25 protein-coding genes and 1 other RNA gene are annotated in these 25,961 nt (G+C 39.1%); 7 read left to right on the top strand and 19 right to left on the bottom strand.

The window, feature by feature from the left end:
• Positions 1-22: 22 nt before the first annotated feature.
• The 5 genes from ACFX40_RS20280 to ACFX40_RS20300 all read right to left on the bottom strand — a co-directional run bounded on the left by ACFX40_RS20280 (position 23) and on the right by ACFX40_RS20300 (position 4,028).
• Positions 23-172, bottom strand: a complete 150-nt coding sequence (locus tag ACFX40_RS20280; protein WP_013058052.1) for a hypothetical protein — start codon at positions 170-172, stop codon at positions 23-25.
• 199 nt (positions 173-371) lie between these two features.
• A complete protein-coding gene (locus ACFX40_RS20285; protein WP_377256027.1) occupies positions 372-1,769 on the bottom strand; it encodes an NCS1 family transporter in 1,398 nt (465 codons plus the stop codon).
• 242 nt (positions 1,770-2,011) lie between these two features.
• Positions 2,012-2,275 (bottom strand): excalibur calcium-binding domain-containing protein, encoded by a 264-nt coding sequence (locus ACFX40_RS20290; protein ID WP_028409380.1) that lies wholly within the window; start codon positions 2,273-2,275, stop codon positions 2,012-2,014.
• A 104-nt stretch (positions 2,276-2,379) separates the two neighbouring features.
• On the bottom strand, positions 2,380-3,312 hold the full coding sequence (bla, locus tag ACFX40_RS20295; RefSeq protein ID WP_098432273.1) for a class A beta-lactamase: 933 nt from the start codon (positions 3,310-3,312) through the stop codon (positions 2,380-2,382).
• A gap of 170 nt (positions 3,313-3,482) precedes the next feature.
• On the bottom strand, positions 3,483-4,028 hold the full coding sequence (locus ACFX40_RS20300) for a helix-turn-helix domain-containing protein (RefSeq protein WP_060745256.1): 546 nt from the start codon (positions 4,026-4,028) through the stop codon (positions 3,483-3,485).
• A gap of 137 nt (positions 4,029-4,165) precedes the next feature.
• Between ACFX40_RS20300 and ACFX40_RS20305 the strand changes: the two genes are divergently transcribed.
• The gene (locus ACFX40_RS20305; RefSeq protein ID WP_028409383.1) at positions 4,166-4,783 is read left to right on the top strand and encodes a LysE family translocator; all 618 of its coding nucleotides are present in this window, start codon (positions 4,166-4,168) and stop codon (positions 4,781-4,783) included.
• A 327-nt stretch (positions 4,784-5,110) separates the two neighbouring features.
• Here ACFX40_RS20305 and ACFX40_RS20310 read toward each other — a convergent pair whose 3' ends face one another.
• On the bottom strand, positions 5,111-5,425 hold the full coding sequence (locus tag ACFX40_RS20310) for an MGMT family protein (RefSeq protein ID WP_028409384.1): 315 nt from the start codon (positions 5,423-5,425) through the stop codon (positions 5,111-5,113).
• A 355-nt stretch (positions 5,426-5,780) separates the two neighbouring features.
• On the opposite strand from ACFX40_RS20310, the gene ACFX40_RS20315 reads away from it, so the two are divergent.
• Complete coding sequence (locus tag ACFX40_RS20315; protein WP_377256030.1) at positions 5,781-6,338, top strand: MerR family transcriptional regulator; 558 nt, start codon at positions 5,781-5,783, stop codon at positions 6,336-6,338.
• A gap of 32 nt (positions 6,339-6,370) precedes the next feature.
• Here the strand turns inward: ACFX40_RS20315 and ACFX40_RS20320 are convergent, their stop codons facing one another.
• The 3 genes from ACFX40_RS20320 to rnpB form a co-directional block, all read right to left on the bottom strand.
• On the bottom strand, positions 6,371-7,255 hold the full coding sequence (locus tag ACFX40_RS20320) for a LysR family transcriptional regulator (RefSeq protein ID WP_028409386.1): 885 nt from the start codon (positions 7,253-7,255) through the stop codon (positions 6,371-6,373).
• A 357-nt stretch (positions 7,256-7,612) separates the two neighbouring features.
• Complete coding sequence (locus tag ACFX40_RS20325) at positions 7,613-8,002, bottom strand: VOC family protein (protein WP_050690910.1); 390 nt, start codon at positions 8,000-8,002, stop codon at positions 7,613-7,615.
• 219 nt (positions 8,003-8,221) lie between these two features.
• An RNA gene (rnpB, locus tag ACFX40_RS20330) (RNase P RNA component class B) lies at positions 8,222-8,610 on the bottom strand.
• A gap of 246 nt (positions 8,611-8,856) precedes the next feature.
• Between rnpB and ACFX40_RS20335 the strand changes: the two genes are divergently transcribed.
• Entirely contained in the window at positions 8,857-9,675 is an 819-nt protein-coding gene (locus ACFX40_RS20335; protein ID WP_377256033.1) for a histidinol-phosphatase, read from the top strand.
• A gap of 79 nt (positions 9,676-9,754) precedes the next feature.
• Here the strand turns inward: ACFX40_RS20335 and ACFX40_RS20340 are convergent, their stop codons facing one another.
• From ACFX40_RS20340 to ACFX40_RS20350, 3 genes are all read right to left on the bottom strand, one after another.
• On the bottom strand, positions 9,755-11,248 hold the full coding sequence (locus tag ACFX40_RS20340; RefSeq protein ID WP_098334320.1) for a glycoside hydrolase family 1 protein: 1,494 nt from the start codon (positions 11,246-11,248) through the stop codon (positions 9,755-9,757).
• 42 nt (positions 11,249-11,290) lie between these two features.
• Positions 11,291-13,231: a beta-glucoside-specific PTS transporter subunit IIABC gene (locus tag ACFX40_RS20345; protein ID WP_377256036.1), complete on the bottom strand. Its 1,941-nt coding sequence runs from the start codon at positions 13,229-13,231 to the stop codon at positions 11,291-11,293.
• A 119-nt stretch (positions 13,232-13,350) separates the two neighbouring features.
• Positions 13,351-14,202 carry a PRD domain-containing protein gene (locus ACFX40_RS20350; RefSeq protein WP_060745247.1) on the bottom strand — a complete coding sequence of 284 codons (852 nt, stop codon included), beginning with the start codon at positions 14,200-14,202 and terminating at the stop codon, positions 13,351-13,353.
• A gap of 324 nt (positions 14,203-14,526) precedes the next feature.
• Between ACFX40_RS20350 and ACFX40_RS20355 the strand changes: the two genes are divergently transcribed.
• Both ACFX40_RS20355 and ACFX40_RS20360 read left to right on the top strand, forming a co-directional pair.
• A complete protein-coding gene (locus tag ACFX40_RS20355) occupies positions 14,527-16,107 on the top strand; it encodes a histidine kinase N-terminal 7TM domain-containing diguanylate cyclase (protein WP_098580063.1) in 1,581 nt (526 codons plus the stop codon).
• Positions 16,108-16,250: 143 nt separating this feature from the next.
• The gene (locus ACFX40_RS20360; RefSeq protein WP_377256040.1) at positions 16,251-17,012 is read left to right on the top strand and encodes an MBL fold metallo-hydrolase; all 762 of its coding nucleotides are present in this window, start codon (positions 16,251-16,253) and stop codon (positions 17,010-17,012) included.
• A gap of 367 nt (positions 17,013-17,379) precedes the next feature.
• Here ACFX40_RS20360 and ACFX40_RS20365 read toward each other — a convergent pair whose 3' ends face one another.
• Both ACFX40_RS20365 and gdh read right to left on the bottom strand, forming a co-directional pair.
• Positions 17,380-18,369 (bottom strand): DUF4003 family protein, encoded by a 990-nt coding sequence (locus ACFX40_RS20365; protein WP_377256043.1) that lies wholly within the window; start codon positions 18,367-18,369, stop codon positions 17,380-17,382.
• A gap of 145 nt (positions 18,370-18,514) precedes the next feature.
• Positions 18,515-19,300 (bottom strand): glucose 1-dehydrogenase, encoded by a 786-nt coding sequence (gene gdh / locus ACFX40_RS20370; protein ID WP_377256045.1) that lies wholly within the window; start codon positions 19,298-19,300, stop codon positions 18,515-18,517.
• A gap of 449 nt (positions 19,301-19,749) precedes the next feature.
• Here gdh and ACFX40_RS20375 point away from each other — a divergent pair, with 449 nt between their 5' ends.
• Entirely contained in the window at positions 19,750-20,376 is a 627-nt protein-coding gene (locus ACFX40_RS20375) for a nitroreductase family protein (protein ID WP_080781659.1), read from the top strand.
• 63 nt (positions 20,377-20,439) lie between these two features.
• Complete coding sequence (locus tag ACFX40_RS20380) at positions 20,440-21,744, top strand: aldehyde dehydrogenase (protein WP_102813565.1); 1,305 nt, start codon at positions 20,440-20,442, stop codon at positions 21,742-21,744.
• 41 nt (positions 21,745-21,785) lie between these two features.
• Here ACFX40_RS20380 and ACFX40_RS20385 read toward each other — a convergent pair whose 3' ends face one another.
• The 5 genes from ACFX40_RS20385 to ACFX40_RS20405 form a co-directional block, all read right to left on the bottom strand.
• Entirely contained in the window at positions 21,786-23,156 is a 1,371-nt protein-coding gene (locus tag ACFX40_RS20385) for a DUF2254 domain-containing protein (protein WP_060745240.1), read from the bottom strand.
• Between the two features lie 146 nt (positions 23,157-23,302).
• Positions 23,303-23,482 (bottom strand): hypothetical protein, encoded by a 180-nt coding sequence (locus ACFX40_RS20390; RefSeq protein WP_081085212.1) that lies wholly within the window; start codon positions 23,480-23,482, stop codon positions 23,303-23,305.
• 153 nt (positions 23,483-23,635) lie between these two features.
• The gene (locus ACFX40_RS20395; protein ID WP_060745239.1) at positions 23,636-24,409 is read right to left on the bottom strand and encodes a TPM domain-containing protein; all 774 of its coding nucleotides are present in this window, start codon (positions 24,407-24,409) and stop codon (positions 23,636-23,638) included.
• Positions 24,409-24,978 (bottom strand): LemA family protein, encoded by a 570-nt coding sequence (locus tag ACFX40_RS20400; RefSeq protein WP_377256049.1) that lies wholly within the window; start codon positions 24,976-24,978, stop codon positions 24,409-24,411. Before ACFX40_RS20400 ends, ACFX40_RS20395 begins: the two co-directional genes overlap by 1 nt.
• Before the next feature lie 287 nt (positions 24,979-25,265).
• Positions 25,266-25,886, bottom strand: coding sequence for a polysaccharide deacetylase family protein (locus ACFX40_RS20405; RefSeq protein ID WP_102813560.1), 621 nt, complete (start codon positions 25,884-25,886; stop codon positions 25,266-25,268).
• Between the last annotated feature and the right edge of the window lie 75 nt (positions 25,887-25,961).

Here is a 25,961-nt window from a genome sequence, read left to right on the forward strand (position 1 = left end):
TGTAAAAATAAAGGCAAATACATTATCTCGGTTTATCTACTAGCTGTGTTTGCGCAATTTCCGTTTGCTTAATTCCCGCTCGTTGAATTTCATCAGCAAACGATTCATGTTTCAGCGTTTTGATTACCTTTTCGCTTCCATCTCGAAGAGTATACACTCTAAATTCATACATACTCTGCCCTCTCCTTTAAGCTATGATTGATGCGATACATTAGATGCGCTCCTGTAAAAGCAACTCATAATAGAGGTAACTTTTTTCTCTTCTTTACTTTACCCACTTTTTAGGAAACTAGACAACGAGATTTAATCTGACGCGACAAAAGACAAACCAAAAGCCTTTGCGGCAAGCAAAGGCTTTGATCTATTTAATATTATTGTTCAAAAATGGTTCCTTTTTTAAATTTTGAATGTTTAAAAGCAAATTTCGTCAAAAGAATATAAGAGATTCCTGCGACTACTACTCCTATAATCCAACCTAAATCAACTTCGATAAACGCAGCGCCTGCACCGATGAGCATCGCCAGCATGGCGCACGGATTATAGCCGGAAAACGGTCCTTTTTCTTGATACAATTCTTCTACGTTTACTCTTTGTTTCCGTAAAATATAATAATCGACTAGTAAAATAGAAACAATCGGCCCTAAAAAAGCAGAGTAAATTAAAATGAAGAGCCCAAGACCTGCAGCTGACGAATCTTGAACAAGCACCCAAGGGAACGAGCAAAAAGCAAGCAGTCCAGTAATGATAACCGCCACTTTATAGTTTGCTTTTGTCAGCAGCGTAATCACATACGTAGGCGGAATAATATTTGCCACCATGTTTACCGCAATAACGCCAATCACAATAAAAGCTGATACAGCGACGGTAATATATGAATTATCCACTACAACCGCAAACGCTTTGACAGGATTGGATATGCCCGTAGCAGAAGCAAGCATTGCTCCGATTGTAAGAACGAATCCGTAGGCTACTAGAATTGGTGTAAAGTATAAGAACCCACGCTTTGTGTCGCTAATTCCTGGCTTCAGTTCTCTAGAGTAATCGGCTGCGCTTAGAAAAATTGCTGCATAATTCCCCATGAACATCATAATGAAAGAAAAGAACGGAAGTCCCCATGAACCTTTTGTATGTACCCACTTCTCCCCTACTACCTCACTATGAGAAGTTAAAAGAACACCAAATACGTAAACAAGGCCAAGCAATATGATGATTGAAGCAAGCATCTCTACCCATTTAACCGCGTGGAAGCTGTACAGGGAAAGCACAATTTGCAGCAGCTGAATGATAATAAAACAAAGAACAAGATTGTCAAAAGATCCTTTGCTCACAATTTTCCCGATTTCGTTTAAAGCTGTACCGCCTGTCCAGCTTTGGAAACCATACCAAACGATAGCTGGAATACCTCGTAAAAGAGAAGATATAACGGATCCTTTTATTCCAAAAGACATTCGGAGCTGCATCACATACGGTATGCCCGTCTTATAGCCGATTCGATCGTTCAAGACAAAAAAAGTAGAAATAATACCAATGGCAATAATCGCTGCCACAAACGTTTGAAAAAGATTTAATACCGCAGTACCTGCGATTACCAAGCTAGCCCCAAGCGTCATATTCCCTAAATTAACGCCGTCTCCAATCCACATAAACATATAGGATAACGGAGTTAGCTTTCGATCACTTTCCACTTTTGGCTTTAGTGACGGATCAAGACTTCTATCTTGATAAGAATGCACCTCTTCTATAACTGAACTTGTTGCATTTGTAGACACTATACACTCAACTCCTTTTTTATGATGTTTCCCCTCTCACTTCTAACATTAGATGTAAGTTAACTTAACATGTACATAGTGTATACGAATTTTAACGCAAGTTCATTATTATTTATGTGAATTTTCTGATATTATTTTGTGCGATTTGACTAATTTTTGAGCTCAGCTCGCAACATACAGGAGTTGATGATAATAAAAAATCCAAGCGCTTACAATAAGCGCTTGGATGAGTCCGCTAGTATTTATTTTTCACAGGCAATGTAGTCTTTATCTCGATCTAGCTTTGTATTGGCATCATACAGTGATTTTGACACATACGGTTTGTACTTTGTTTTGCCGCCTTTATTTTTCACATTAGCCGCACGAGCTACGCCGCCTTTGTAGTCTTTGTTTAATTCCGTGCAGTTTTTGTAAGATTTAGCTGCCGCATCTACGTTTGAAACCGTGCTAAAAGATACACTTGTTAATAAACCGAAAGATAGAACAATTGGAAAAATCTTTTTCATAAGAGATACTTCCTTCCTATATTTTTTCTAATTAATAATAGAATGTTCTATCAATCTTTTCAATCTTTTTTTTACATTTAAACTACTATTATCCAAATTTATTTTTATTTACGAGTAACTTTAAGAGCCTTGACCGCTTGTTTAGCCGCTTCTGCAATCAGTTTATCATTATACTCCGCATCTTTTTCCGTACGATTGGAAAGGATCGCAAGAACAATTGGATCTCCTTTCGGCGGCCAAAGGATAGCAATATCATTTCGCGTCGCGTATGAGCCTGCGCCTGTCTTATCAGCTACTTCCCAACTTTTCGGCACGCCCGCTCGTATTAACGCATCCCCTGTTGTGTTTCGCTTCATCCAATCTGTTAAAAGTGCACGCTTGTCTTCAGGAAGTGCCTGTCCAAGTACATACGTTTGAAGACTTGAAACGAGTGCTCTTGGTGTACTTGTATCGTGAGTTTCTCCTGGATTCACTTCATTTAAATCCGGTTCAAAGCGCTCAGGCAGCGTCACATCGTCTCCTATGTTTTCTAAAGCTTCTTTAAATCCATCCGGTCCGCCCAGCTGCTGCAGAATTAAGTTCCCTGCCGTATTGTCGCTGTAGCGAAGTGATGCATCCGCGAGTTCTCGAAGAGTCATGCCTGTATCCACGTGCTTCTCTGTAATTGGATTATAGTTTACAAGGTCATCGCGCGTATAAAAGATACGCTCGTTGAGATCTTCGATTGACTTCTGCTGTAAAAGTGCGCCGACAGCAAGAGCCTTATGAGTAGACGTATAGGCAAAACGCTCGTCCGGGTGATACGTTACCGTTTTATTTGTACCGGTATCTAATGCATAAATGCCAAGATTCGCATCATATTTGTCTTCAAGCTTAGCAAACTCTCGATCACTCTTAGTTTCTTGTCTTTGACATTTTACCGTTTCAGCATGTACCTCGCTGCTTGAAAAGCTTACAGCCGCCGCGCACGACAGAGCGAGTACAGGCATCATTTTTTTAAGCTTTGAAGTACGAAATATCTCTTTCCATGTCTTCATTACACTTCATCACCTTTCAAAAAAGTATTTAGTATGTATTCTCTTAGGTAGAGATTACCAACAATGCTATTTTATCAATTGTTCACTCTCACAAACATGATAGTTTTATCACATTTATATAATAAAAGTGCCTCACACTGAAGGTGAGCAGTATAAAAACCGTAAGTACTTTAAAAAACAGGCGGCGTAACGGAAAATAAAATAATGGCTTTCTCTTCAAATATATTCTCCCATTTATGATTCAGATGCGAAGGGATTTTGACACTATCTCCTTTTTCTAGCACGTATACTTCCTCTTCCAAATACACTTTAATTTTCCCTTCTAAGACGTATGCCACTTCCTCCCCTTTATGCGCTAAAGGAGTTTCTGATGAAGCCATCATCGGCGGTACTTCCATAATTGCCGTAGCTAGATTCCCTGTGAAATCGGGTGATAGCAGCGAATACGTTAGCTCTTTTACCTTCATTGTTTTACGCTCATTCGACCTTACGACTAAATGAGAGGTGTTTATTTCTTCAAGTAAAAAACTGAAAGTAGGAACATCGAGGCATTTAGCTAAAATTTTAAGCGTTGAAATGGACGGATTAGCTAATCCTCGCTCAATTTGACTTAACATAGACGGCGTAATCTCCGCTAATTTGGCTAATTCTCGACTGCTTAGCCCCTTTTCTTTTCGAAATTTCTCTACTTTTTTTCCAATATCTATGTTTTCCATGATGATTCCTCCGTAAAAGATGTTTAATTATAATTAATTTTATTAAATTAAACTTAATAAACGGCGTTACTTATGTTAAATTATATTTAATAAATAAATTATAATTTAATACTATCACAGTAAGGAGGAAGAAAAAAATGAACGACATCTTCACCTTTTTGATTCTCACATTATTTGTTATTATGAGTCCTGGTATTGATACCGCTCTCATTACCAAACGAACGATGGCAGATGGACAAACGGGCGGCTATAAAATGGCATTAGGCTTAGCGAGCGGCTCTTTAGTTCATACACTCGCCGCCACGTTTGGTTTATCGGCTCTTCTCCTTCAGTCAGCTCTGGCATTTGAAATCGTAAAATACGCAGGAGCCCTTTACTTAATGTACTTAGGAATCTCTGCTTTCCTTTCTAAAAAAAGCAATATACCTTCTTCTGAAAAAGAGGAGCAGTCAAAAGAAACGTCCGCTTTTCGTCAAGGCCTTGTCTCAAACGTTCTTAACCCAAAAGTAGCCGTGTTTTTCTTAACTTTTTTACCTCAATTTGTTCAAAGTGATCAAAATGTAACGCTTCAATTACTTCTGATGGGAATAACGTATACGATCCTTGCTATCACGTGGTTTTTCGTATTCGTCTTTTTTATTAACTATTTACGAAAATGGCTCACAACACCTAGCGTTCAGCGCTTTATGGATAAAGCAACGGGCGTCGTTTTAATCGGGTTTGGATTAAAGCTGGCTTTTGAAAAACATAAATAAGAAAATATGTTAGTTGAAGGAAGTTCCGAATGAGTTTGATTCTTGATGGAGAATCAAACTCATTCAGATTTTTTTATTGTGATGATGAACGTAGGTCTAATCAGGTGCTTCTAGCCATTAATTGGAGGGCAAGACGAAGACTCCTGCGGGAAAAGCGGAAATGGTGAGACCCCGCAGGAGCACAAGCGACGAGGAGGCTCAGCGGCCGCTCGCGGAAAGCGAAGTCTTGCACGGAAATTAATGGCGGTGTCACAAGCGGTTCAGCTCCTTTATCTCGTTTGTTCATCTTTAGATGGAATTGATTTCGTTATGTCTCAATTTCTTTTGTTATTTATACACGTCAGGTTCATAGAGATAGACTTTAAGATCAAGCTTTCCATCCGAAGAAACGATTATTCCTTCCGCTTCGAGTGAAAGTTTTTGAACAACGTACATTTCTTCGTCTTTAAACCCAATTTCTCCTTTAGAATTAATGACTCTGTGCCAGGGGAGATTATGTTTCTTACTCATCGAATGCAGGACTCGTACAACTTGCCTTGCACCTCGCGGACTCCCAGCCAGACGGGCGATTTGTCCGTATGTCATTACTTTCCCGGATGGTATTTGTTTAATAAGTGCTACTGCTCGTTCTGTAAAACTCAAGTCGCTCCTCCTTTCGTTTCTTCTTTAGTACAACATTACCATATTAAATAAACAGTGAAGTAATCACTCGATTTTTCTTCAGCAACATTATAAGATAATAATAAGAAGCACGCTCATCATTGTTCAACATACTCCAAACAAATGCTTACTGATTATTTCCTATTCTTCAACTAACAAATCTTTGTGCGAGTGGTAGCTTATACCTCATTTATGACACTGTGATTATAAAAACGTTACAGAAACCAACACAGCAAGGTACGTAGAAGCGTTACATGATAAGATAAACAGTAGAGATACTAGTACAATTTCAAATTGATGCTGACGAATAAGTAATCATTTAAAAAGTGGTGAGAAAATGACAAAATGGCTTAGTGTAAAAGAGTTATCTGAAGAAACGAGTATTCCTACTTCAACGATTAGAAGATATATAGATAAATTCCAATATTTCTTTATACAAAAAGAAAATCATCGACCAAAACAATATGAAGCTGCGGCTGCGACCGTTTTACTGAAAATTAAGCAGCTTTATGATGAGGGCTGTCAAGCAGAAGAAATCAATGAAGCGCTGCAAAAAGAATTCTCTTTGACTACAAGCGAGGATCAAGCTGCCGTGTCTCTAGAAGAAGCCGAAGACAAAGAGGACACAGAGAACACCGCAGAAGCAGTTGACCAGCCCGAGGCTGACGACCAGCAGCCGACACCTTCCGAACAGCCGGTACAGTCTTCACCCCAACAAGAGCCTGATACAAAACAAATTCTTCAGGAAAAAGATAAGCAGCTTATTCAATCTTTGCGCAAAAGCCTGCGTGAACAGCAGGCCATTTCAGAATTAGTAGAAGCTTCAAAAGAAAGCAGCGTAGTAGGTAAAAAAAGATCGATTTTAAAACGATTATTCCAACGAAAAAAGGACTGAGTTTGCAAACAAGTTTAGGCTACGAAATACCGTTATTTCTGGTCATTAAATTTATGTAAAACAAAGTTTCTAAACTGTTTAACAGCCGGTGATAGATATCTTCCTTCAATCCATGCTAGTCCAATTACTCGGTGGCAGTTGGCTTTAGCTAATGGGATTTTCACTATTTTACTTTGATCGATTCCGTGTAAATCTGGAAGGATAGAAATTCCTAAGCCGGCTCCTACAAGTCCTGCTACGGTGTCAGCTTCCTCTCCTTCAAACATGATGTGAGGCTTTTCTCCTGTCTCTTCAAATAACTGCTCAAACGTAAGACGAAGAGAAAAACCTTCTTTTAAGTGAATAAAGGATTCCTCAGCAATTTCTTCTAGTGCAATACTTTCACGATCAGCATACCGGTGATTTTTCGGTACGATCACAAACAGCTCTTCACTCCAAAGATGCTGCCACTTAATGATCGATTTCTCTTCCATAGGGGCAATCAAACAAAGATCCAGTTCACCGAGCTGCAGCTGCTCAAGAAGAACGTGAGAAGGACTTTGCCTCAGCTGAAAATTCACTTTAGGATATGAGCTGCGAAACGACGCGATTAAATCTGGAATCAAATCTGTGCTGAGCGTATGTAAAAATCCAAGTGACACCTGCCCTTTTTCCGGATCTAGCAGCGCTTGAATTTCCTCTTGTCCTTTATCAAATTCTTTCATCATATTATCTACACGCTTCAAAAAAACTTTACCGTATTGATTCAATCGAATGGAACGTCCTTGCCGGTCAAATAGCGGCGCTCCTACTTCTTCTTCAAAACGAGCAATTGAACGACTGAGCGCAGGCTGCGTAATTAACAGTTCTTCTGCTGCGCGCGTCATATGCTGCGTACGTGCAAGCGTTTGAAAATATTTAAACTGCTGCCACTCCACTTTGTACCATCTCCTTATTAACCGTTCTATTCATTACATAGATGTATGAAAAATATGATTATAATGAATTATACATTATAAATAGCGGGTGTTACGATAAAAAATGGAAACATACTCGAGGATGTTTTTAGTTCAGCTTGACGATTACTGTATACGGCACTTATAAATTTTTATATTCATCATTTTCTAGCAGAAAGAAGGATTTGGTATGAAACGTAAGGAAAGTTATTAAAAAGCTAACTAAGATATCATAGTAACTACACATCAAAAAGACCTTTCTCTCACAATCAAAGAAAGGTCTTTTTTGAGAATGTAAAACGCATTTTTTCTTGTATGTACCCCTTAAAGTAAACTTTTTTAGAGTTTAACTCGTTCTACTAACTGCAGCAGTTCATCATTAGGTCCGTGAAATAAAATCATACGGCCGCCTTCAAGCGTTGGCTGAGGCTCCGATGATAAAAATTCAATTCCTTTGCTCTTATAATGTTGAATCGCCTTATTTATATCCTCTACCGTAAAGGCAAGGTGGTTAACAATCCCGCTTTTGTTATACTCGCCAATCGGATCAATATCTCGAATGAGCTCAATTTCGATACCAGGCTGTTCTTCAAGATACAAAAAAGCCATCTCTCTTTTTTCGGTAGATCCTTGAAGGCGAACTTTAAAGCCAAACATATCCCCGTAGTAGTGAATCGTCTCATCCATATTTCCAACAATGATTGCTGTATGCTCCATTTTTTTAATCATCAATCTTCTCCCTTTCCCCGTATTTAGTAAGTACAAGTAAACTATACCGCAATTTAGGCAATATGTATTTCCATATACCTTGAATCCTCATACTATAGTTAGGAAAATTCAAGCACTCTATCAATGAGTCGGCTATGATTTAAAAATAACAAACAAAAAAACAAACCTCATTGGTTTGTTTTGGTTACGTATTTTACAGTCAGTCTCTGTTCAACAACGTTCGATAAGCCATGTTTTGTACCTTTGTACTGCAAACGATTTTACTCTCGTACTCAGGCGGTAATCATCTATCTACGATTACACATGTAACCGTCCGTCTCTCCGTTTGATTCCTTAGAGACAGTTCCCCTACCATTGTTTGGGTTTCTCGCTCGTGGGGTTTACCGCGTTCCACCTTTGCTGTTTCCAGCAAAGCTTCGTCACTGTGGCACTTTCAGGGATACTCGACCATATCCGAAGACTTAGGTGGTTTTTCCCGCCGTCAGCTAAGCTATAAGCCAAGCTGCCCTAGCTTATTTTTTCACTAGGCACGAACACTACGGGCATCTCAGCACCGTGCGAGCATGGACTTTCCTCTACATCAAATGATGCAGCGATTACCTGAACGTTATTTCAGATCGTGTATGAGTAGTATATGCGTTTTAGCTTGCCGAATCAAATGTAACTTTTGGTATGGATTCCATTTCAATTTTTGCGGCAAATTAAATAAAATAACCTTTTTCTGTACAATTTTTTAGTAGATGACTCACTAGCAAGCCAAGAAATATTCTCTTCATCCATTTCTACGGGGGATACTTTGTTTCTTTGTAGAATATTCTATACACCACACAAAAAGATAACAGAGGTGATGAAAAATGAACGCTGAGTTAAAATTTGATTTTCATACCCATCACGACCGATGCGGACATGCTCGCGGAACGATTCGAGATTATATAGAGGCATCCATTAATAAAGGGCTTGATATCATTGGAATTTCGGATCATTCTCCTTATTTTGCGAGCGAAGAAGACCAGCCTTATCCTAATATTGCGATGGGAAAAAGCGCATTTTCCGGATATGTAGCTGAGATTTTGAAACTAAAAGAAGAATATAAAGAGAAAATTGAAGTACTGTTAGGCGTGGAGTCTGATTTCTTTCCCGAGCATGCAAAAGTATACCAAAGCCACTATGAAAAATATCCGTTTGACTACATAATTGGCTCTGTCCATCTAGTTGATGAAGTCAGCATCTTTCATAAAACGCGCTGGGAAGGTCTTTCTCAGCAAGAAAAGCAGCGCACGAAAGAAACGTATTATCAATTGATTGAAGACTCCGCCCGCAGCAGAATGTTTCAAATCCTTGGCCATATTGATGCCATGAAAGGATTCTATCCCTCGTTTTCTTCTATCGAGACAGCTGTCATTGATCAAACGCTAAAAGTGATTTCAGCACATGACATTGCCATAGAAGTGAATACATCAGGCAAAACCAAAGACTGCGGAGGCTGGTATCCTGCAGATGATATTTTAGAAAGAGCCCTGCACTACGGGGTACACATTACCTTTGGTTCCGATGCTCATGATCCGGAACGCATTGGCGACGACTTTGAACTAGTAAAAAAGCGTCTTAAAGAAATCGGCTTTACAGATTGGGTCTTTTTTAGACAGAAAAAAATGCAGATGACACCTTTATAAAACGTAAATAGACTCATAATAAAAATATGCCTGAAGACAAGGAGATGAAGGACATCTCGTGTTTTCAGGCATGTGTTTTTTACTGAGAAACTTTGACTTTTGTAGATGAAGATAAATCTTCTCCATTTGTCTGAATCACTTGTTTATACCAGTAAAAAGAATCTTTTTTAGATCGTTCAAGCGTACCATTTCCTTCATCGTCTTGATCTACGTAAATAAAGCCGTATCGTTTTGACATTTCGTTTGTTGACACACTGATTAAATCAATAGGTCCCCACGCCGTATAGCCCATTAAGTCCACACCATCTTTAACCGCTTCTTTCATTTGTTCAATATGCTGCTTTAAGTAATCTACGCGGTACGGATCATGAATAGAGCCGTCTTCTTCTACTTTGTCATGAGCTCCTAAACCATTTTCAACGATAAACAGCGGTTTGCCGTAGCGGTTATGAAAATCTTGTAGCGTATAGCGCAGTCCTTTCGGATCGATTTGCCATCCCCAGTCGGACGTTTGAAGATGAGGATTTTTTACACTTCCTGCAATCATATTTCCTAGGACATTGTCTTCTTCGCTTTGAGTTGTGACAGAAAGAGACATATAGTAGCTAAACGAAATAAAGTCAACGGGGTATTGTTTGATAATCTCATCGTCCCCTACTTCTTTTACGATTTGAATGTTGTTTTCTTTAAAGTAACGCTCCATTACCTTTGGATATTCTCCGCGAACTTGAACATCTGTAAAAAATAAGTTCAAGTCATTTTTATGCTGAGCTAGTAAAATATCATCCGGATGATTCGTCACAGGATACGTTGTCATACGCGCAAGCATACATCCTACTTTTACATCAGGAATAATTTCATGAGCTAACTTAGTGGCAAGTGCACTCGCAACAAACTGATGATGCGCCCCTTGATACGCAATTTGCTCCGCTGACTGATTTGGAACGTTTTCAACTAAAATACCGCCGCCTGTATAAGGACTATGTGTAATCACATTAATTTCATTAAACGTCAGCCAGTATTTTACTTTGTTTTTATAGCGTGTAAATACCGTTTCCGCGTAGCGTGTATAAAAGCCAATTAGCTTGCGGCTGTACCAGCCGTTGTATTTACGGGTAAGCTCAAGCGGCGTTTCATAATGCGAAAGCGTCACCAATGGTTCAATGCCGTACTTTAACATTTCATCAAACAAATTATCGTAAAATTGCAACCCTGCTTCGTTTGGATTCACATCATCTCCATTTGGAAAAATTCTCGCCCAGTTGATCGAAATGCGAAGCGTTTTAAATCCCATTTCCGCGAACAGTGCGATATCTTCTTTATAGCGATGATAAAAGTCAATAGCCGTACGCTTTGGAAAACGATCGTTTACTTTGTTGTTAAGCACATCTTCAATGTAATCTGCTTTTACATCCATTGAATAACCAGTTCGTTCGTCTTTTGGGACAAATCGGATCATGTCTGCAGTAGACAGCCCTTTCCCATCAACGTCGTAAGCTCCTTCAATTTGGTTAGCAGCCGTCGCTCCTCCCCATAAAAATCCCTTTTTAAATACAGTATCATTTGTTAACATAGCCCCCACGTCCTTTTTTCATATTTTTATTAAAAATAGCATTTATTTTACTACAGAAAGTAGCTGTTCCCCTTCAAAAATCGGACCTATTTCATTGACCGGCAGCACATCTAAATACTCTGCGGTGTTTGTGATAATAACCATCGTAACGGTTTCGAATCCAGATTCTGCAATCGCATGCCGGTCAAATTCAATGAGCGGCTGCCCTGCATTTACATAATCTTTTTCTTTTACCAGTGCTTTAAAATGCTCTCCTTTTAAAGAAACGGTATCAATTCCAATATGAATTAAAATTTCTTCGCCATCTTCTCCTTTAATGCCGATTGCATGTTGAGAATCAGGCAGCACCATAACCGTGCCAGCAACAGGCGAAACTACACGGTTTTCGCTCGGTTTAATTGCAATTCCTTTCCCCATAATTTCTTGAGCAAATGTTGCATCTGACACTTGATGCAGCGGTACAAGCTCACCGTGCAACGGAGAAAAGACGCTTGCTGTTTTACCGCTTTTTTTCGCCTCTACTGCTAGAGAAACATTTTGTAATGGCGCTTTTTCTGTGACAGGATGTTCTTCAAGTTTGATTGTATTTTTTTCTGTTTCTTCTGAAGCAATATCTTTAAATCCAAGAGTGAGTACCAAAACAGCTGGTAAAATAACTGCCGCTGCCAGCAGCGCCACAGCGACCATTAAATTGCCTGCTGCTCCGCTTGGATCTGCAAACGTAGGGATAGCAAAGATTCCGACTAATCCTCCTAGTGTAAAAGCTTTAAAACCATACCAACCAGCAAAGCCACCGAGCAGTGCACTAGATGCCATAGCGTAATAAAAAGGTTTTTTTAACTTCATGTTTACTCCGTACATAGCGGGCTCTGTAATTCCGATAACAGCTGAAATGGCCGATGAAAATGCCACTTGCTTTAAATCTTTATTTTTTGTCTTCAAGGCTACTCCAAAAGCTGCTCCACCTTGAGCAAGGTTGCTGATATACATCATTGGCATCAAAACATTGTCAAATCCGTATACTTTTAGATTTTGAATCGCAATCGGACCTATTGCATAGTGCATGCCGGTCATGATAATAAGAGGCATAAGACCTGCTAGTAAAAGCCCTGCCAGCGGACCGGCTGTTTCAAACATCCAAGAGAACATAATGGCTACTCCGTCTCCCATATACGTTCCAAGCGGACCGATTACCCATAACGTGATAGGTGCAGCAATTAAAAGGGTAAGCAGTGGTGAAAACATGACCGTAAGAGTAGCCGGCATCCATGAGCGAACAAATTTATATACATACTTTAATAAAAGCACACCTAAAATAATCGGTATAACGCTAGACGTATAGTTCACAACTGGAATGGATATAAAATTGATTCCAAATAACGTGAATTCTTTTATTTTCGTAATGCCTCGTGCTGCATCTACAAAGGTCGGATACAGCATGGCAGCTGCTAAAGCAAGCGCTAAGTATTCGTTTGTTTTAAACTTACGAGCTGCTGAAACTGCTAAGAAAAAGGGTAAAAAGTAAAAGACTCCGTCTCCAATTGCGTTTAGCACGGCGTACGTATCGCTTTCTATGCTCAGCCATCCGAGAGTAGCAAATAAAGCGACAAAAGCCTTTAGCATACCCGCACCAATAAGCGCTGGTAAGATAGGAGTAAAAATTCCCGAAATACTGTCCATTACAAGTGAAACAACGCCTTGTTTTGTACCGCTTTTCTCCTCAGCAGCGCTTCCGCTTCCTACTAAAGGTTCAACTTCTTCAAACACTTCAGCAACTCTGTTTCCAATAATGACTTGAAACTGATCACCGGAAAATTGAGCGCCCATCACTCCTTTTATTTGCTTAATTTCCTCAACCTGGACTTTATTCTTATCGTGAAGATTAAAGCGAAGTCTCGTCACGCAGTGCCAAGCCTGGTTAACGTTCTGTACTCCACCGATTTTATCTACTACTTGTTTAGCTGTTTCTTTATATGAAGTCATTTATATCCCTCCTTTTTTCAATAAAAAAACCCAAACAGATCACTACATGTTTGGAACATGTCAATGTCTGCTTGGGTAATGCCTGATCGAGTCAGTAACAATCCTCCAATGAAGAACAATTATTCAGTTTCTACGAGATTCGTCACGCGCCAAATGTGTAGCGTTAAGTAAAGCTTTTCATCTGACGTTAAAGACCAACCGTACTGTTTATGAAGCAGATTTGTCACTTTTTCAACAGCTTTGTACGCTTTCTCATACTTTGTTTTTACAACATCCAGCAGCGTAGCATCAACTTCAGGAGAAACATGTGGGTTCTGATCTAGCTGACGTAAGACAAAAAATCGTAGATGCGTGACAAAGCGGGAATAATTCATCGATTCTTCATCAAGTTTTAGCTGAAAATGATATTGAACAATATCGATAATTCGATTAATCACTTCAGTCATCTTCATCGTTTCTTCCACTTTTGCTTGTACATTCTGTGCATTTACAAAATGATAGGTAAGAAACGTTTCTTCACTTTTAGGAAGCAGCACATCAAGCCGGTCATACACTAGTCGAATCGCGTTAACCGCAGCATTATACTCTTTCGGATAAAGCTTCTTGACTTCCCAGCGGCTCGGCTGCGCGTATTCAAGGCCACTATGGCTTCGTTCAATCGCAAAATTTAAGTGATCCGCAAGAGTTAAGTGAATATTGGTGCGAAAAGGCTCACCTATTTCTTTTTCTGCTTGTTTGATTAGCTCTACAGAAACCTCAAGAATTTCTGGTTTGATGCTCTCTAACATTTGAGCCAGCGGTCGACGAATGTTGGACGACTCGGCCACAAACTTTCGTCGAATGACAGCTTTATCAACGGGATCACCTTTTTTCTTTTGGAAACCGACGCCTGTTCCCATGATGACCCATTCTACATTAGAAGAGTCTTTCACCAAAGCTACGTTATTATTAAATACTTTAACAAATTTCATAGATGCTTCCCCCACATCAGAACAAACATGAAAATCCCATCTTAAAAACACGTGAACACACCACGTATTTTTAACACAGGTAATGCCTGATCGAATCAGTAACAATCCAGTTTTAAGTTATTACCGAAATTATATTCTACTATGAAAGCGATGTCAACACATAAAATACTGAATTTTTAATAATCTGCTAGTGAAAGAGAGATAATTCTTATAGACTAGCCAGCTACTTCCTTCACTGCTACTAAATTCCTAATAAAACATCCACATTTTATTTGAACTGTGCTACATTTAACTAAAAATGCTTTCTTAATGAGGGACACGATTGTGAATTTAGATTTAACCGCTTATATAACGCTTATCTGTACGTCTGGTGTTCTTAATTTATACTTGTGTTTTTACGTATTTATTAAACGTCACCACTACAGCAATATTGCGCATTTATTTATTCTTCATACGGGTTTCACCGCCGTTTATTGTATGGGTGCGGCATTCAGCTTGCTATCCGTTAATCTTGAGGAAATGAAATTTTGGACCGTTATTCAATACGTGGGCATGCCTTTTTCACCTCCTGCAGGACTGCTGTTTGTTATGCAGTATGTCGGCATAAAGGTAAGGAAAAAACATATTTTTGCGCTTTTTATCATTCCGTTTATTAGTTTGATTATGGTCGCAACAAACGACTGGCATCACCTTCATTATCGCGTGTTTGAAATTGACCCAGTTTTAGGTGCTCCTTACATTCATCAAGAAATTGGACCATGGTACACGATTCACGGCATGTACATCTTTTCGTCTATGTTCGTTGCTTTTTTGCTCGCCATTTACCGCTGGAAAGAAACAGCCAAAGCTTACCGCCTGCAGTTAATTGCATTAATGGTCGGGCAACTAGTCCCTATCGTCACAGCTTTTGTCTATTTAATGGGCTTTACGCCGCAGGGAATTGATCCAGTTCCGATGGTTTTATGGGTTTCTTCTTTTTTATATTTATGGTCCATTAACTCATCGCGTATGTTTACAGTCATGCCCGTTGCGAAAGATGCGATATTTAACAGCATCAATGACGGTGTTATCGTGCTTGATGAAGCTTACAGATTAATTGAATTTAACTTAGCGTCGAAGAACATGTTTCCCCAGCTGAAAAAAGCGATGTTTGGAAAACGGTTTGCTGATATTTGGTTCACGCTATCGGACAGTTCATTTCCTTTTACATTCGAAAATAAAAACAGCAGTCAAGAGCTGCAGCTTTTTTCTGCGGATCAATCTCAGTATACGTATCAAGTTCGCACCTCTCCTTTGCAGTATGCTAACAATAGTCACGGCTTGCTGCTTATTTTTACGGATATTACGGAGCTCAAAAGACTTCAGCTAAAGCTTGAAAATCAAGCTTATTACGATGAGCTGACGCAAATCTATAATCGTCGGGCATTTTTTCAGCACAGTAAGCAAGCGTTCAAAGAAGCAAAACAGTCCGCAGCTTCTTTTACGCTTCTTTTACTTGATATTGATTATTTTAAAAAAGTGAACGACACGTATGGTCATTATGCCGGCGATCAGGTGCTTGTACATGTCGTAAAAGCCTGTCAGTCCGTATTACCGCAAGGAGCGCTTTTTGCTCGGTACGGCGGTGAAGAATTTGTACTCGCGCTAAAGGGCTATACTTTATCCGAAGGCGAAACGCTTGCCGACCAAATTCGCCGTCACGTCGAGACTCAGCCCTTACTGATTAACGAAGAAACCATTTCTGTTACGTTAAGTCTTGGAGTAGCACAAGCGGAAAAACAAGAAAATGAAACGTTAGATGAGCTGTTGAATAAAGCAGATATCGCCCTGTACGATGCCAAACAACATGGACGCAACCAAGTACGTATATATAAAGAGATAAAAGAAATCCTAAAAAGAACCTAAACAGCACTGTTTCGGTTCTTTTTGCTTTTGACTACTATTCTTTCATTTATCAAGTGAAAGTGTTAAAAGACTTGATTTTATCTATGTATTTGCAACTAGAGCATCCTATAAACTGTATGTAGATCAAAAAAGGAGAGATACAGATGAAGATTACACATATTCGCAACGCTACTCTAAATGTTGAATACGGAGGAAAAACGTTTTTAATTGATCCTATGTTAGCAGAAAAAGGCACGTACCCTCCTTTCCCAAATTCGATCAGACAAGATCAAAACAATCCTTTAGTGAACTTACCGATATCCGTTGAAGAAATTATTGCTGATGTAGATGCGGTTATTGTCACTCACCTCCATTTAGACCATTTTGACGATGCCGCTAAACAGGCGTTGCCAAACAATATCAAAATGTTCGTTCAAAATGAAGAAGATGCCGCAGCAGTAAAAGAAGCTGATTTTAAAAATGTAGAAGTACTTACGCAAAACACGGTTTTTGAAGGCGTTGAATTAATCAAAACAAAAGGTGAACACGGAAGAGGAGAAATTTTAAAGCGTACTGGTTTAGTGTGCGGCGTTGTTTTTAAAGATAAGAGTGAAAAAACCCTCTATGTAGCTGGAGATACGGTATGGTATTCCGCTGTTGAAGAAGAAATCAATACACATAAACCCGACGTTATTGTCGTAAACGGCGGCGATAATCAGTTTTTAGAAGGCGGTTCTCTTGTGATGGGGAAAGAAGATATTTACGAAGTTTTTAAAGCGCCCCCTCGTGCTACGATTATTTCTGTCCATATGGAAGCTGTAAATCACTGGACGCTATCAAGAGAAGAATTAAAAGGCTTTATCAAAGAAAAAGACATGACATCTCACGTCTTTGTTCCAGATGATGGCGAGGTTTATACTTTTTAAGAGAAAAGCTGAGATAAAAGTATTCTAGTTGAATGTAAATCCGAACGAGGAATCAAGATTCTTGATGGAGAATCAACTCCGTTCGGATTTTTTCATCGGTATGGTGAACGTAGGTTTCATGTATATGGGTACTTCTAGCTGTTGATTGGAGAGCAAGGCGAAGACTCCTGGGGGAAAAGCGGAACAGGTGAGACCCCGCAGGAGCGTAAGTGACAAGGAGGGTCAGCGGCCGCCGGCGGAAAGCGAAGCCTTGCACGGAAATCAACCGCGGTATTATAAGCGGTTCAGCTCATTTATTCCATTGGTTCATCTTTAGATTAGATTCATGTAGTTATGTCCCAGCCTCTTTTTATAACCGTTTCATTTATCAAGTAGTAGTCGTAGTAGCAACTGCTGAAGTGCTCGCAATAACAGCTAGCATAGCTGCCTGCTGGGCTTGAATAATCGTTTCAATCGTTGTATAGATACCTGTTTCGACCAGTCTAGAATCCTTTAGCTTTTCACTGATAACCAGATTAACCGCCAGCATAACATTGATGTCTTTATGCCACTTAAAAAGTTTATCTGCATTCAGCTGCTTTACCGCTTCATGGATAATTTCAATTTCAGCTTCCGGATTTTCAAACAGTGCTAATAAGCCAAGAACCGGGTAATGCATTGCTTTTACTTTCATACCTGCCGATTCACAGGTTTCTTTTACTGCTAGGCACCTTTCAATAAGGGTATCCCCATGTAAGTTTTTATCGATTGCGAGAATATGACTTAAAAATTGAAGGTCATTCCCTCTTTTAAATCCATGCTGCCCCAATGTGGTATAAAAGTGTTCAATTTCATGCATCAAATCATCAACAGACTGGCTAGTTTCAGCTAATAAAACGGCAAGAGGTACATCACCGCTTGTTGTGAGGAAGAGATGCTTTTTTTTCATGCCTTGATAAATTTCTACTGACCTTCGAACCATTTCTTTATGACTTCGACTTGACTCATTCGACAGCATAGCGGAAGCTGCGATATACGTAAATGCGCCTCTGGTAAATCCGCCTTGTACCAATTGATCATATACATCCAGAAATTCATGAAACGTTTCTTTTGGATTCTCATAGCGGGTATCTAGCATGGCTGCGATCGTAAACCTCTGCGATGATTTTAATGTAGAAAACATTCCTACTTGATTTTTAATATAGTCACTTAACTCAATATAAGGCTGAAGCTGAAGCGATTTGCCTTTCACTGCATACATAGAAGCGATAGCCATAAGCTGCTTCGGATCTGTCACTTTCCATTTGAGCTCATTTTTTAAGCTGATATAAAAACCTCTATACTGATCTACTTTTTGTTGAATCGTTTCCGGTAGCATATCAACACGTCCTTTATTTGTCGTTAGCTTATATACGTAACACTTTAATAAAAGTTTCAATATTCGGTAAATAAGCCGTGCATTTATGACAATACGAAAAAGACCTCGGGATATCCCAAGGTCTTTTTTCTTTCAGCTTTATTTATTAACCTCTTCCCGCTTGGAAAGAAGGATATTTTGTCATACCGCCATCAGCAAATAGTGTAATACCTGTTACGTAGCTTGCTTGTGACGATGCTAAGAATGCTGCAACTGATGCAATTTCTTCCGGATTGCCGATGTAGCCCATTGGAATCATGCTTTCTACGTCTGCACGCTGTTCCGGATCTGCGAATTTTTCAGCGTTGATTGGCGTATCGATCGCGCCTGGTCCAATGTTATTTACGCGGATACCTTTTGGCGCATATTCAAGAGCCAATGTTTCCGTCATTAGCTTCATACCGCCTTTACTTGCTGCATAGTGGACAAATAGTGGCCAAGGAATCATTTCGTGAACGCTGGACATGTTAATAACGTTTCCTTTAATGTCATTTTCAACAAAATATTTAATCGCTTCGCGGCTTCCTAAAAACGCGCCTGTTAAGTTTGTATCGATTACTTGATTCCAGTTTTCTAATGATAATTCGTGAGAAGGAACCGGGTTTTCAACACCTGCATTATTAATCATAACGTCTAATGTGCCAAATTCTTTAACAGCTGTCTCTACAAGGTTCACAACATCTTCTTCTTTTGTTACGTCGCCTCGAACAATAATCGCTTGACCGCCAGCTTCTTCAATTTCTTTTTTTACTTCTAGCGCTTCGTCTTCATTGCTGCGGTAGTTTACAACTACTTTTGACTGCTCTTGACCAAAACGAACGGCCATTGCGCGACCCAATCCTTTTGATCCGCCTGTTACAACTACTACTTTATCTTTTAAATCTGTATACATCTTGAAGTCCTCCTACTTTTCCTGCGTGATATGTCTTGTTATACTGTACTAATTACAGATACAGTTTAAGTTTTAAAAAGAGAATAAACATTTTTCTATCTCTTCTTTCTCAAACTGTCATTCATTTAAAAAGTAACAAATTCACTTTTGTCTCTTTTCGTTACTTATCGTAACTAAGAGAAATAAAGTAGTCAAACTTTTTGTTTGATCATTTTTATCATTTCTTTTTTCCTTACTCTCTTTATAGTTGTTTGTTCCCTGGAGAATGAGTCTTCACACTTCCAATTCACACCACTTCAAAAGTTTAAACTTTTTCCCTTGCAATTCTTAAATCAATGTATTATATTGTTGATGTATCAATTATTGATGTGTCAAACAATTGTCCACAATCAAAAATATGGAAATGACAATAAATATGTTTAACGCCTAAAAAGAAAGGAATAATGACTATGACTATAAAAGATTTTAACGAAATTGCTTTAAAACGTCGTTCAATTAAAAAATATGATCCTTCAGTAAAAATCAGCCGTGAGGAAATGGAGGAAATCCTTACAGAAGCTATGCGCGCTCCTTCTTCTGTTAATATGCAGCCGTGGCGCTTTGTTGTTATTGAAACACCAGAAGGAAAAGAAAAGCTAGCTAAACTTGCGAAATTTAACAGTGAACAAGTTCATACATCTTCAGCTGTTATTGCCGTGTTTGGTGACATGAATAACGTCGAATATGCAGACGAAATTTTCGGGAAAGCAGTAGAGCTTGGCTATATGCCTCAGGATATTAAAGAACAGCAGCTAAATTTCTTTAAGCCGATTTACGAAAACATGCCAAAAGCAGATATGAAAGACATCGTGCTAATTGATTCAGGTCTTGTATCTATGCAGCTTATGCTTGTTGCTCGCGCTCACGGATATGATACAAATCCAATCGGCGGATACGAAAAACACTTAATCGCAGAAGAATTCGGTTTAGATAAAGAGCGTTACCTTCCAATTATGCTTATCTCAATCGGGAAAGCAGCAAGCGAAGGCCATGCTTCTTACCGTTTACCGGTCAATACGGTTACAACTTGGAAATAAGCAGCAGCTAGTTCTGTTCATTGAACAAAGAGTTAAAAATGTGAAGTAAAAGGGGATTTTCTGATGAATAACTATCAAGAACTTACAAAAAAACAGCTTTCATTCTTTAATAGCGGTAAAACAAAAGACGTTGCGTTCCGTATCGAAACGTTAAAGAAATTAAGAGACCTTGTTGTGCGTCATGAAGACGACATTTTAAAAGCAGTAAAAGCTGACCTTAACAAACCAGAAATGGAAGCAAAACGTGCAGAAGTTGGTCTTGTGCTAAGTGAAATCGACTTTGCAGTTGAAAATCTTGCAGAATGGGCAGCGCCAAAAGAAGTAGAAACACCATCTACTCACGCTGGAGCAAAAAGCTACATTTATCAAGATCCATACGGTTTAGCTCTAGTGATTGCACCTTGGAACTATCCGTTCCAACTTGCTGTATCACCAGTAGTAGGCGCGATTGCTGCAGGTAACTGCGTGGTGTTAAAGCCTTCTGAATTAACACCTCATACGTCAAGCCTTCTTGCTAAGATGTTTAATGAAAACTTCCCTGAAGAATACTTAACGGTAGTCGAAGGTGAAGTGGAAACAAGCACGGCTTTACTAAAAGAAAACTTTGATTACATCTTCTTTACAGGAAGTACAATGGTCGGCAAAATCGTGGCAGAAGCTGCAGCTAAACATTTAACGCCTGTTACGCTAGAACTAGGCGGAAAAAGTCCTACAATTGTACACGAAGATGCTAATATTGAAGAAGCAGCTAAACGTATTGCGCGCGGTAAATTTGCAAATGCTGGCCAAACTTGCGTAGCGCCAGACTACATTCTTGTTCAGCGAAATGTAAAAGACGAGCTGCTAGCTAACCTAAAACAAGTCGTAACAAACACGTACGGCGAAGATGTTTCACAAAACCTAGACTTCCCTCACGTAGTGAGCGAAAAGCATTTTGATCGCCTTAGCAGCTTCTTAACAAACGGAGATATCGTTTTTGGAGGCAAAACGGATCGTTCTCGTCTGTTTATTGAACCAACTGTTCTTGACAACATCTCATGGGAAGACAATGTGATGCAAGATGAAATCTTTGGACCAATTCTTCCAGTCATCGTATACGATGAAATCTCAGAAGTAATTGAAGCAATTGTAAAACGTCCAAAACCATTGGCACTTTATCTTTTCTCTGAAGATGAAGCAATCCAAGATCACATCTTAAACAGCGTGTCATTCGGCGGCGGTTCTATCAATGATACGATTAACCATATGACATCTCACTACCTTCCATTTGGTGGCGTTGGTGACAGCGGAATGGGTGCGTATCACGGAAAAGCAAGCTTTGATACATTTTCACATGCTAAAAGCATCTTAAAACGTTCAAATAAATAATAAAAAAGAAAAGCCGAAGTCACGCGTTGACTTCGGCTTTTTTATTCCTTCATCTGTTTGACGATTTGGTCATATTGCTCTTCTTTTTTTGTAGAAACCGCTAAATCACAAAGAATATGTAAAAAGTACTTTTTATCTTGAACAAATAAATACTCTTCTTCAAAGCCTTTAGAAATGTATACGGCAAACTCCCAAATATCGTCGTAATAAGCTGGCCCAATGGCCTCAGCGAGATTTCCAAGCGTTTTGAGCAGCTCCATCGTAATGATAATATTCCGCCTCGCATAGTGCCGGATATTAGCGAATCCATCATATAAAAAGTCCTCAAATTTTTTATCAGGAATCACCATTCGTATCACGCCGCTGTCATCCACTAAATAAGAAGAAAATTGACTAGCTTCACAAATTTCCCGAAGAATATCGCTAATTTGATGAATGGAGTTAACTGCCGTCTTGAAATCATCATTCCCTAGTGATTTAACTGCCATCTCTACAAACTTCGTAATGATATACGTAGTATCCTGAATATCAGTCTGAGATTTCCCTACATGGATATATTGGTGAAAGACGGTACAGTCCATTTCATCGTGCTCTGTCGAATCTCTGTGCCAATAATAAAACAATACGGTTCCGCTGAGCACGTAATCCCCTACTTCACGCTCCATTTTTATCACCAAATTATGCTCTTTGGCACAGTGAATCAATTGGCTGTAGTTCAACGTTTGAATATAGCCAGATGTTTGAATACATACCGGCTTTTTCTCTCCTTGTGGAAAGGAAAATTGTTCGCTATGACTAGACTGCGTTCTATGAATCTCCAGTTCCTCGCGAATCGTTGTTTTAATCGCTTTTATGGACGCTGTTTTCATCGATTGAGTCATATGATTTACTTGCAGCCACTTAACAGAATGATTAATGAAGTAGACAAACGTGCCCGCACTAAAAACAGAAAGGGCTGTCGTCACAAACGGAATCGCAAAATATCCGTCTACTTGAGAGCTGTTTAAAAAAAGAAAGACAAAAAGTGTATACAAAAAACTCCCTATAAAAATACCTAAAATTCGCTGAGTGGACTTAGAAGAAGCAAAGTTTTTTAACACGCGAGGAGAAAACTGAGCTGCAAATGATGTAAACACAACAAGCATTAAATTAAAGGTAAATGTGGTAATCGATAGAATCCCGGGCATAATCGTACTCACTAACGTATTCGTTAAATCCATGTTGATCGAAAAAAATGAAGGGACCTTCTCTCCTACTTTGCAATAATAGTCAAGAAACAGCGTCAGTGCAGCTAAAAGAACAGAAAAGAAAGCATAAATTAAGGGACTAAACCAGATTTGACTAGTTAACTCATCTTTAAACGCACGAGGAGAAAGCTGTTTCCTTGCAGCTATCCATCTAAATGTATTCATATAAAACCTTCCTTTTTATTTGTAAATCTCTAACTTTTTTCTTAGTTCCCTAATTTTTTTTGATTATGCTTATACAATGGAAAAAAATCTTTTTTTAAGATATAGGCATACAAAGCAAAAATGAGATTGACACATACCTAATTAATTCAATCTAAAGACGCAAAAACAGGATACATGAGCTGAACTGCTTGTGACGCCGCAGTTGATTTCCGTGCAAGGCTTCGCTTTCCGCGGGCGGCCGGTGAGCCTCCTCGTCGCTTGTGCTCCTGCGGGGTCTCACCTGTTCCGCTTTTCCCGCAGGAGTCTTCGCCTTGCCCTCCAATCAACTGCTAGAAGTAACTGAATGAATATATGAAAGCTATGTTCACCATACAAACAAAAAATCCGAACGCGTTGGATTCTCAATCAAGAATCCATCTCGTTCGGATTTTCTTTCAACTAACCTAATTTTATCTCAGCCTCTTTTAACTCTTATCTTTTTACCAGCCTCGGCTCGCTCCGCCGCCTCCGGAGCTGCCGCCTCCCCCTCCGCGAGGACCGCTTCCACTGCCGCCACCTCCTCCGCCTCTTCCTCCAAACATGACAAGGAAGTTTAGCAGAAATTGAGTGATGGCTCCTTTAAAAAAGACAAAGTCAAGGATAAGCAAGCCCACAATAAAAGCTGCAATCAGCAGCGTTTGAAGCGTTGTGAAATGAGCACCGCTATCGGAAGGCGAAGATGCTTTTGGCACTTTTTGTTCAAAATCTTTTCCTAAATCATACTCTTTTACGACTTGGTTATAAACAGCTTTATATGTAGTTTCTAGCGCCGTATCGTATTTGCCATTTTTTAAGTTAGGAATGGCATAAGAGTCGATAATTTCTCCAGATTTGATATCAGTGATGGCGCCTTCTAGACCGTATCCTACTTCAATACGAATTTTTCGCTCCTTTTTAGCAAGCAAAATAAGAACGCCATTGTTCAGCTTTTTATCACCGAGTTTGTACTTTCGAAAAGCTTCATTTGTATACTCTTCTAAATCCGAATCACCTAATGAATTCACGGTAAGAATCGCTACTTGAGCTTTCGTTTCATCATCTAACTTTCTACTCATTTGATTGATATCCGCTTTTTCCTGGTCATTTAACAGATGAGCAAAATCTTGAACGTAAATATCGCCTACCGGATTTGGAATATCAGGTGCAGCAAAAGCAACGCTTACCGTATTACATAAAAGAGACAATAATAAAGTAAACGAAGCTAGGAATTTCATCATTTATCGCTCCCAAAATCAACTTTCGGCGCTTGTTTTTCTTCATTTGTTACTTCAAAATATGATTTTTCATCAAACCCAAACGTGCGCGCGAACATGTTTTTAGGAAATCCTTTAACTGATTTATTATATTTTGCAACTTCATCATTATAGTCTTTACGCGCTACAGCGAGTCGATTTTCCGTTCCTTCTAAGCTATCCATTAAGCTTCTGAAGTTTTCATTCGCTTTTAAATCCGGATACTTTTCAACCACTACAAGCAGGCGGTTTAACGCGCCGCTTAACTGTTGATCAGCATCAGCTTTATCTTCAGGCGTTTTCGCTCCCGCTAGCCGCGCTCTTGCCTGAGTGACTGAATCAATGGCTTCCTGCTCATGCTTAGCGTAGCCTTTTACCGTTTCCACTAAGTTAGGAATTAAATCAGATCGTCTTTTTAGTTGGTTATCCACTTGGGAAAATTTATTATCTACATCTTCCTCTGCGCTAACGAGGCCATTGTAAGAGCTTATTCCGTAAATGACAATAAGCACTAACACAACAATCGTAGCGATCAAACCTTTGTTTCTCAATGTATTACCTCTTTTCTTCATCAAAATTATGTATCTATTTACTAGTACGAATCATACCCTAAAAAGATTCATTTTTTTCCAATTTTATTTATGATGACCATATTTTTTAACAATCACTCTCTCTATAAGTTGAAATACTTTTATACTACTCTCACCGCAAACTCCTCATTTCTCAAACACGTTTCTCTATCTAGTCTTTCTATAACCTAGTACATGTAATCCTTATCCATTTTATCTTATTTCATACATCTAAAAAAGGAATGACTAAGAACCATTCCTTTTTCTACTTAAGACCAACCTTCAATCTTGTATGCGACTCGGTGAAATTCAGGAACCGTTACAAATTGATAGTCGTTTTTTATTAAATATTTAATAAGTTTCGGCAATGAAGCAACAATTTGATCCCGCGCTCCGCTGCCGTATCGATCCCCGTCGTGCATGACAATAAGATTCTTTTCTTGTAGATTTTTAATCGTATATTTGCATATGGCCAATGGATCTTCTTCACGCCAATCCTGACTATCTACATTCCATAGAACAGACGTCATTCCCAATTCCTTAATAGCAGCAAGAGCTGTATCATTTATCGAACTGTAAGGTGCACGAAATAGCTTGGGAGAATAACCGGTGATTTTCTCTATTTGAACATTTGTAGAAGTGATTTCTTTCCACAGTTCACGCTTAGAAAGAGTTGTAATATCAGGATGACTCCACGTATGATTTCCAATTACGTGCTTTGCTCTATGAATACGTCGGATCAGCTTCGGAAATTTTTCCGCTTCTGCACCTACGACAAAAAAGGTCGCACGTACATTATATCTTTTTAGAATTTTTAAAATAGCAGCAGTGTAGACTGAAGGGCCATCATCAAACGTCAAAGCAACGTACTTTGGTGAATTTTGATTCATGTATTCTCTCCTTATATAAAATAGATATAGAAATAAACCCCTCAATTTGTGGGTGTAAGCTGAGGGGCTTTTACG

Source organism: Priestia sp. YIM B13552 (assembly GCF_042787775.1).
Classification (GTDB): domain Bacteria; phylum Bacillota; class Bacilli; order Bacillales; family Bacillaceae_H; genus Priestia; species Priestia megaterium_E.

Coding starts and splice junctions, on each gene's coding strand:
- ACFX40_RS20360 (WP_377256040.1), top strand. CDS start 16,251: ATGAAGATTACACATATTCGCAACGCTACTCTAAATGTTGAATACGGA.
- ACFX40_RS20385 (WP_060745240.1), bottom strand. CDS start 23,156: ATGAATACATTTAGATGGATAGCTGCAAGGAAACAGCTTTCTCCTCGT.
- ACFX40_RS20335 (WP_377256033.1), top strand. CDS start 8,857: ATGAACGCTGAGTTAAAATTTGATTTTCATACCCATCACGACCGATGC.
- ACFX40_RS20395 (WP_060745239.1), bottom strand. CDS start 24,409: ATGAAATTCCTAGCTTCGTTTACTTTATTATTGTCTCTTTTATGTAAT.
- ACFX40_RS20305 (WP_028409383.1), top strand. CDS start 4,166: ATGAACGACATCTTCACCTTTTTGATTCTCACATTATTTGTTATTATG.
- ACFX40_RS20300 (WP_060745256.1), bottom strand. CDS start 4,028: ATGGAAAACATAGATATTGGAAAAAAAGTAGAGAAATTTCGAAAAGAA.
- ACFX40_RS20315 (WP_377256030.1), top strand. CDS start 5,781: ATGACAAAATGGCTTAGTGTAAAAGAGTTATCTGAAGAAACGAGTATT.
- ACFX40_RS20345 (WP_377256036.1), bottom strand. CDS start 13,231: ATGACTTCATATAAAGAAACAGCTAAACAAGTAGTAGATAAAATCGGT.
- gdh (WP_377256045.1), bottom strand. CDS start 19,300: ATGTATACAGATTTAAAAGATAAAGTAGTAGTTGTAACAGGCGGATCA.
- ACFX40_RS20380 (WP_102813565.1), top strand. CDS start 20,440: ATGAATAACTATCAAGAACTTACAAAAAAACAGCTTTCATTCTTTAAT.
- ACFX40_RS20405 (WP_102813560.1), bottom strand. CDS start 25,886: ATGAATCAAAATTCACCAAAGTACGTTGCTTTGACGTTTGATGATGGC.
- ACFX40_RS20280 (WP_013058052.1), bottom strand. CDS start 172: ATGTATGAATTTAGAGTGTATACTCTTCGAGATGGAAGCGAAAAGGTA.
- ACFX40_RS20325 (WP_050690910.1), bottom strand. CDS start 8,002: ATGATTAAAAAAATGGAGCATACAGCAATCATTGTTGGAAATATGGAT.
- ACFX40_RS20290 (WP_028409380.1), bottom strand. CDS start 2,275: ATGAAAAAGATTTTTCCAATTGTTCTATCTTTCGGTTTATTAACAAGT.
- bla (WP_098432273.1), bottom strand. CDS start 3,312: ATGAAGACATGGAAAGAGATATTTCGTACTTCAAAGCTTAAAAAAATG.
- ACFX40_RS20365 (WP_377256043.1), bottom strand. CDS start 18,369: ATGCTACCGGAAACGATTCAACAAAAAGTAGATCAGTATAGAGGTTTT.
- ACFX40_RS20350 (WP_060745247.1), bottom strand. CDS start 14,202: ATGAAATTTGTTAAAGTATTTAATAATAACGTAGCTTTGGTGAAAGAC.
- ACFX40_RS20340 (WP_098334320.1), bottom strand. CDS start 11,248: ATGTTAACAAATGATACTGTATTTAAAAAGGGATTTTTATGGGGAGGA.
- ACFX40_RS20375 (WP_080781659.1), top strand. CDS start 19,750: ATGACTATAAAAGATTTTAACGAAATTGCTTTAAAACGTCGTTCAATT.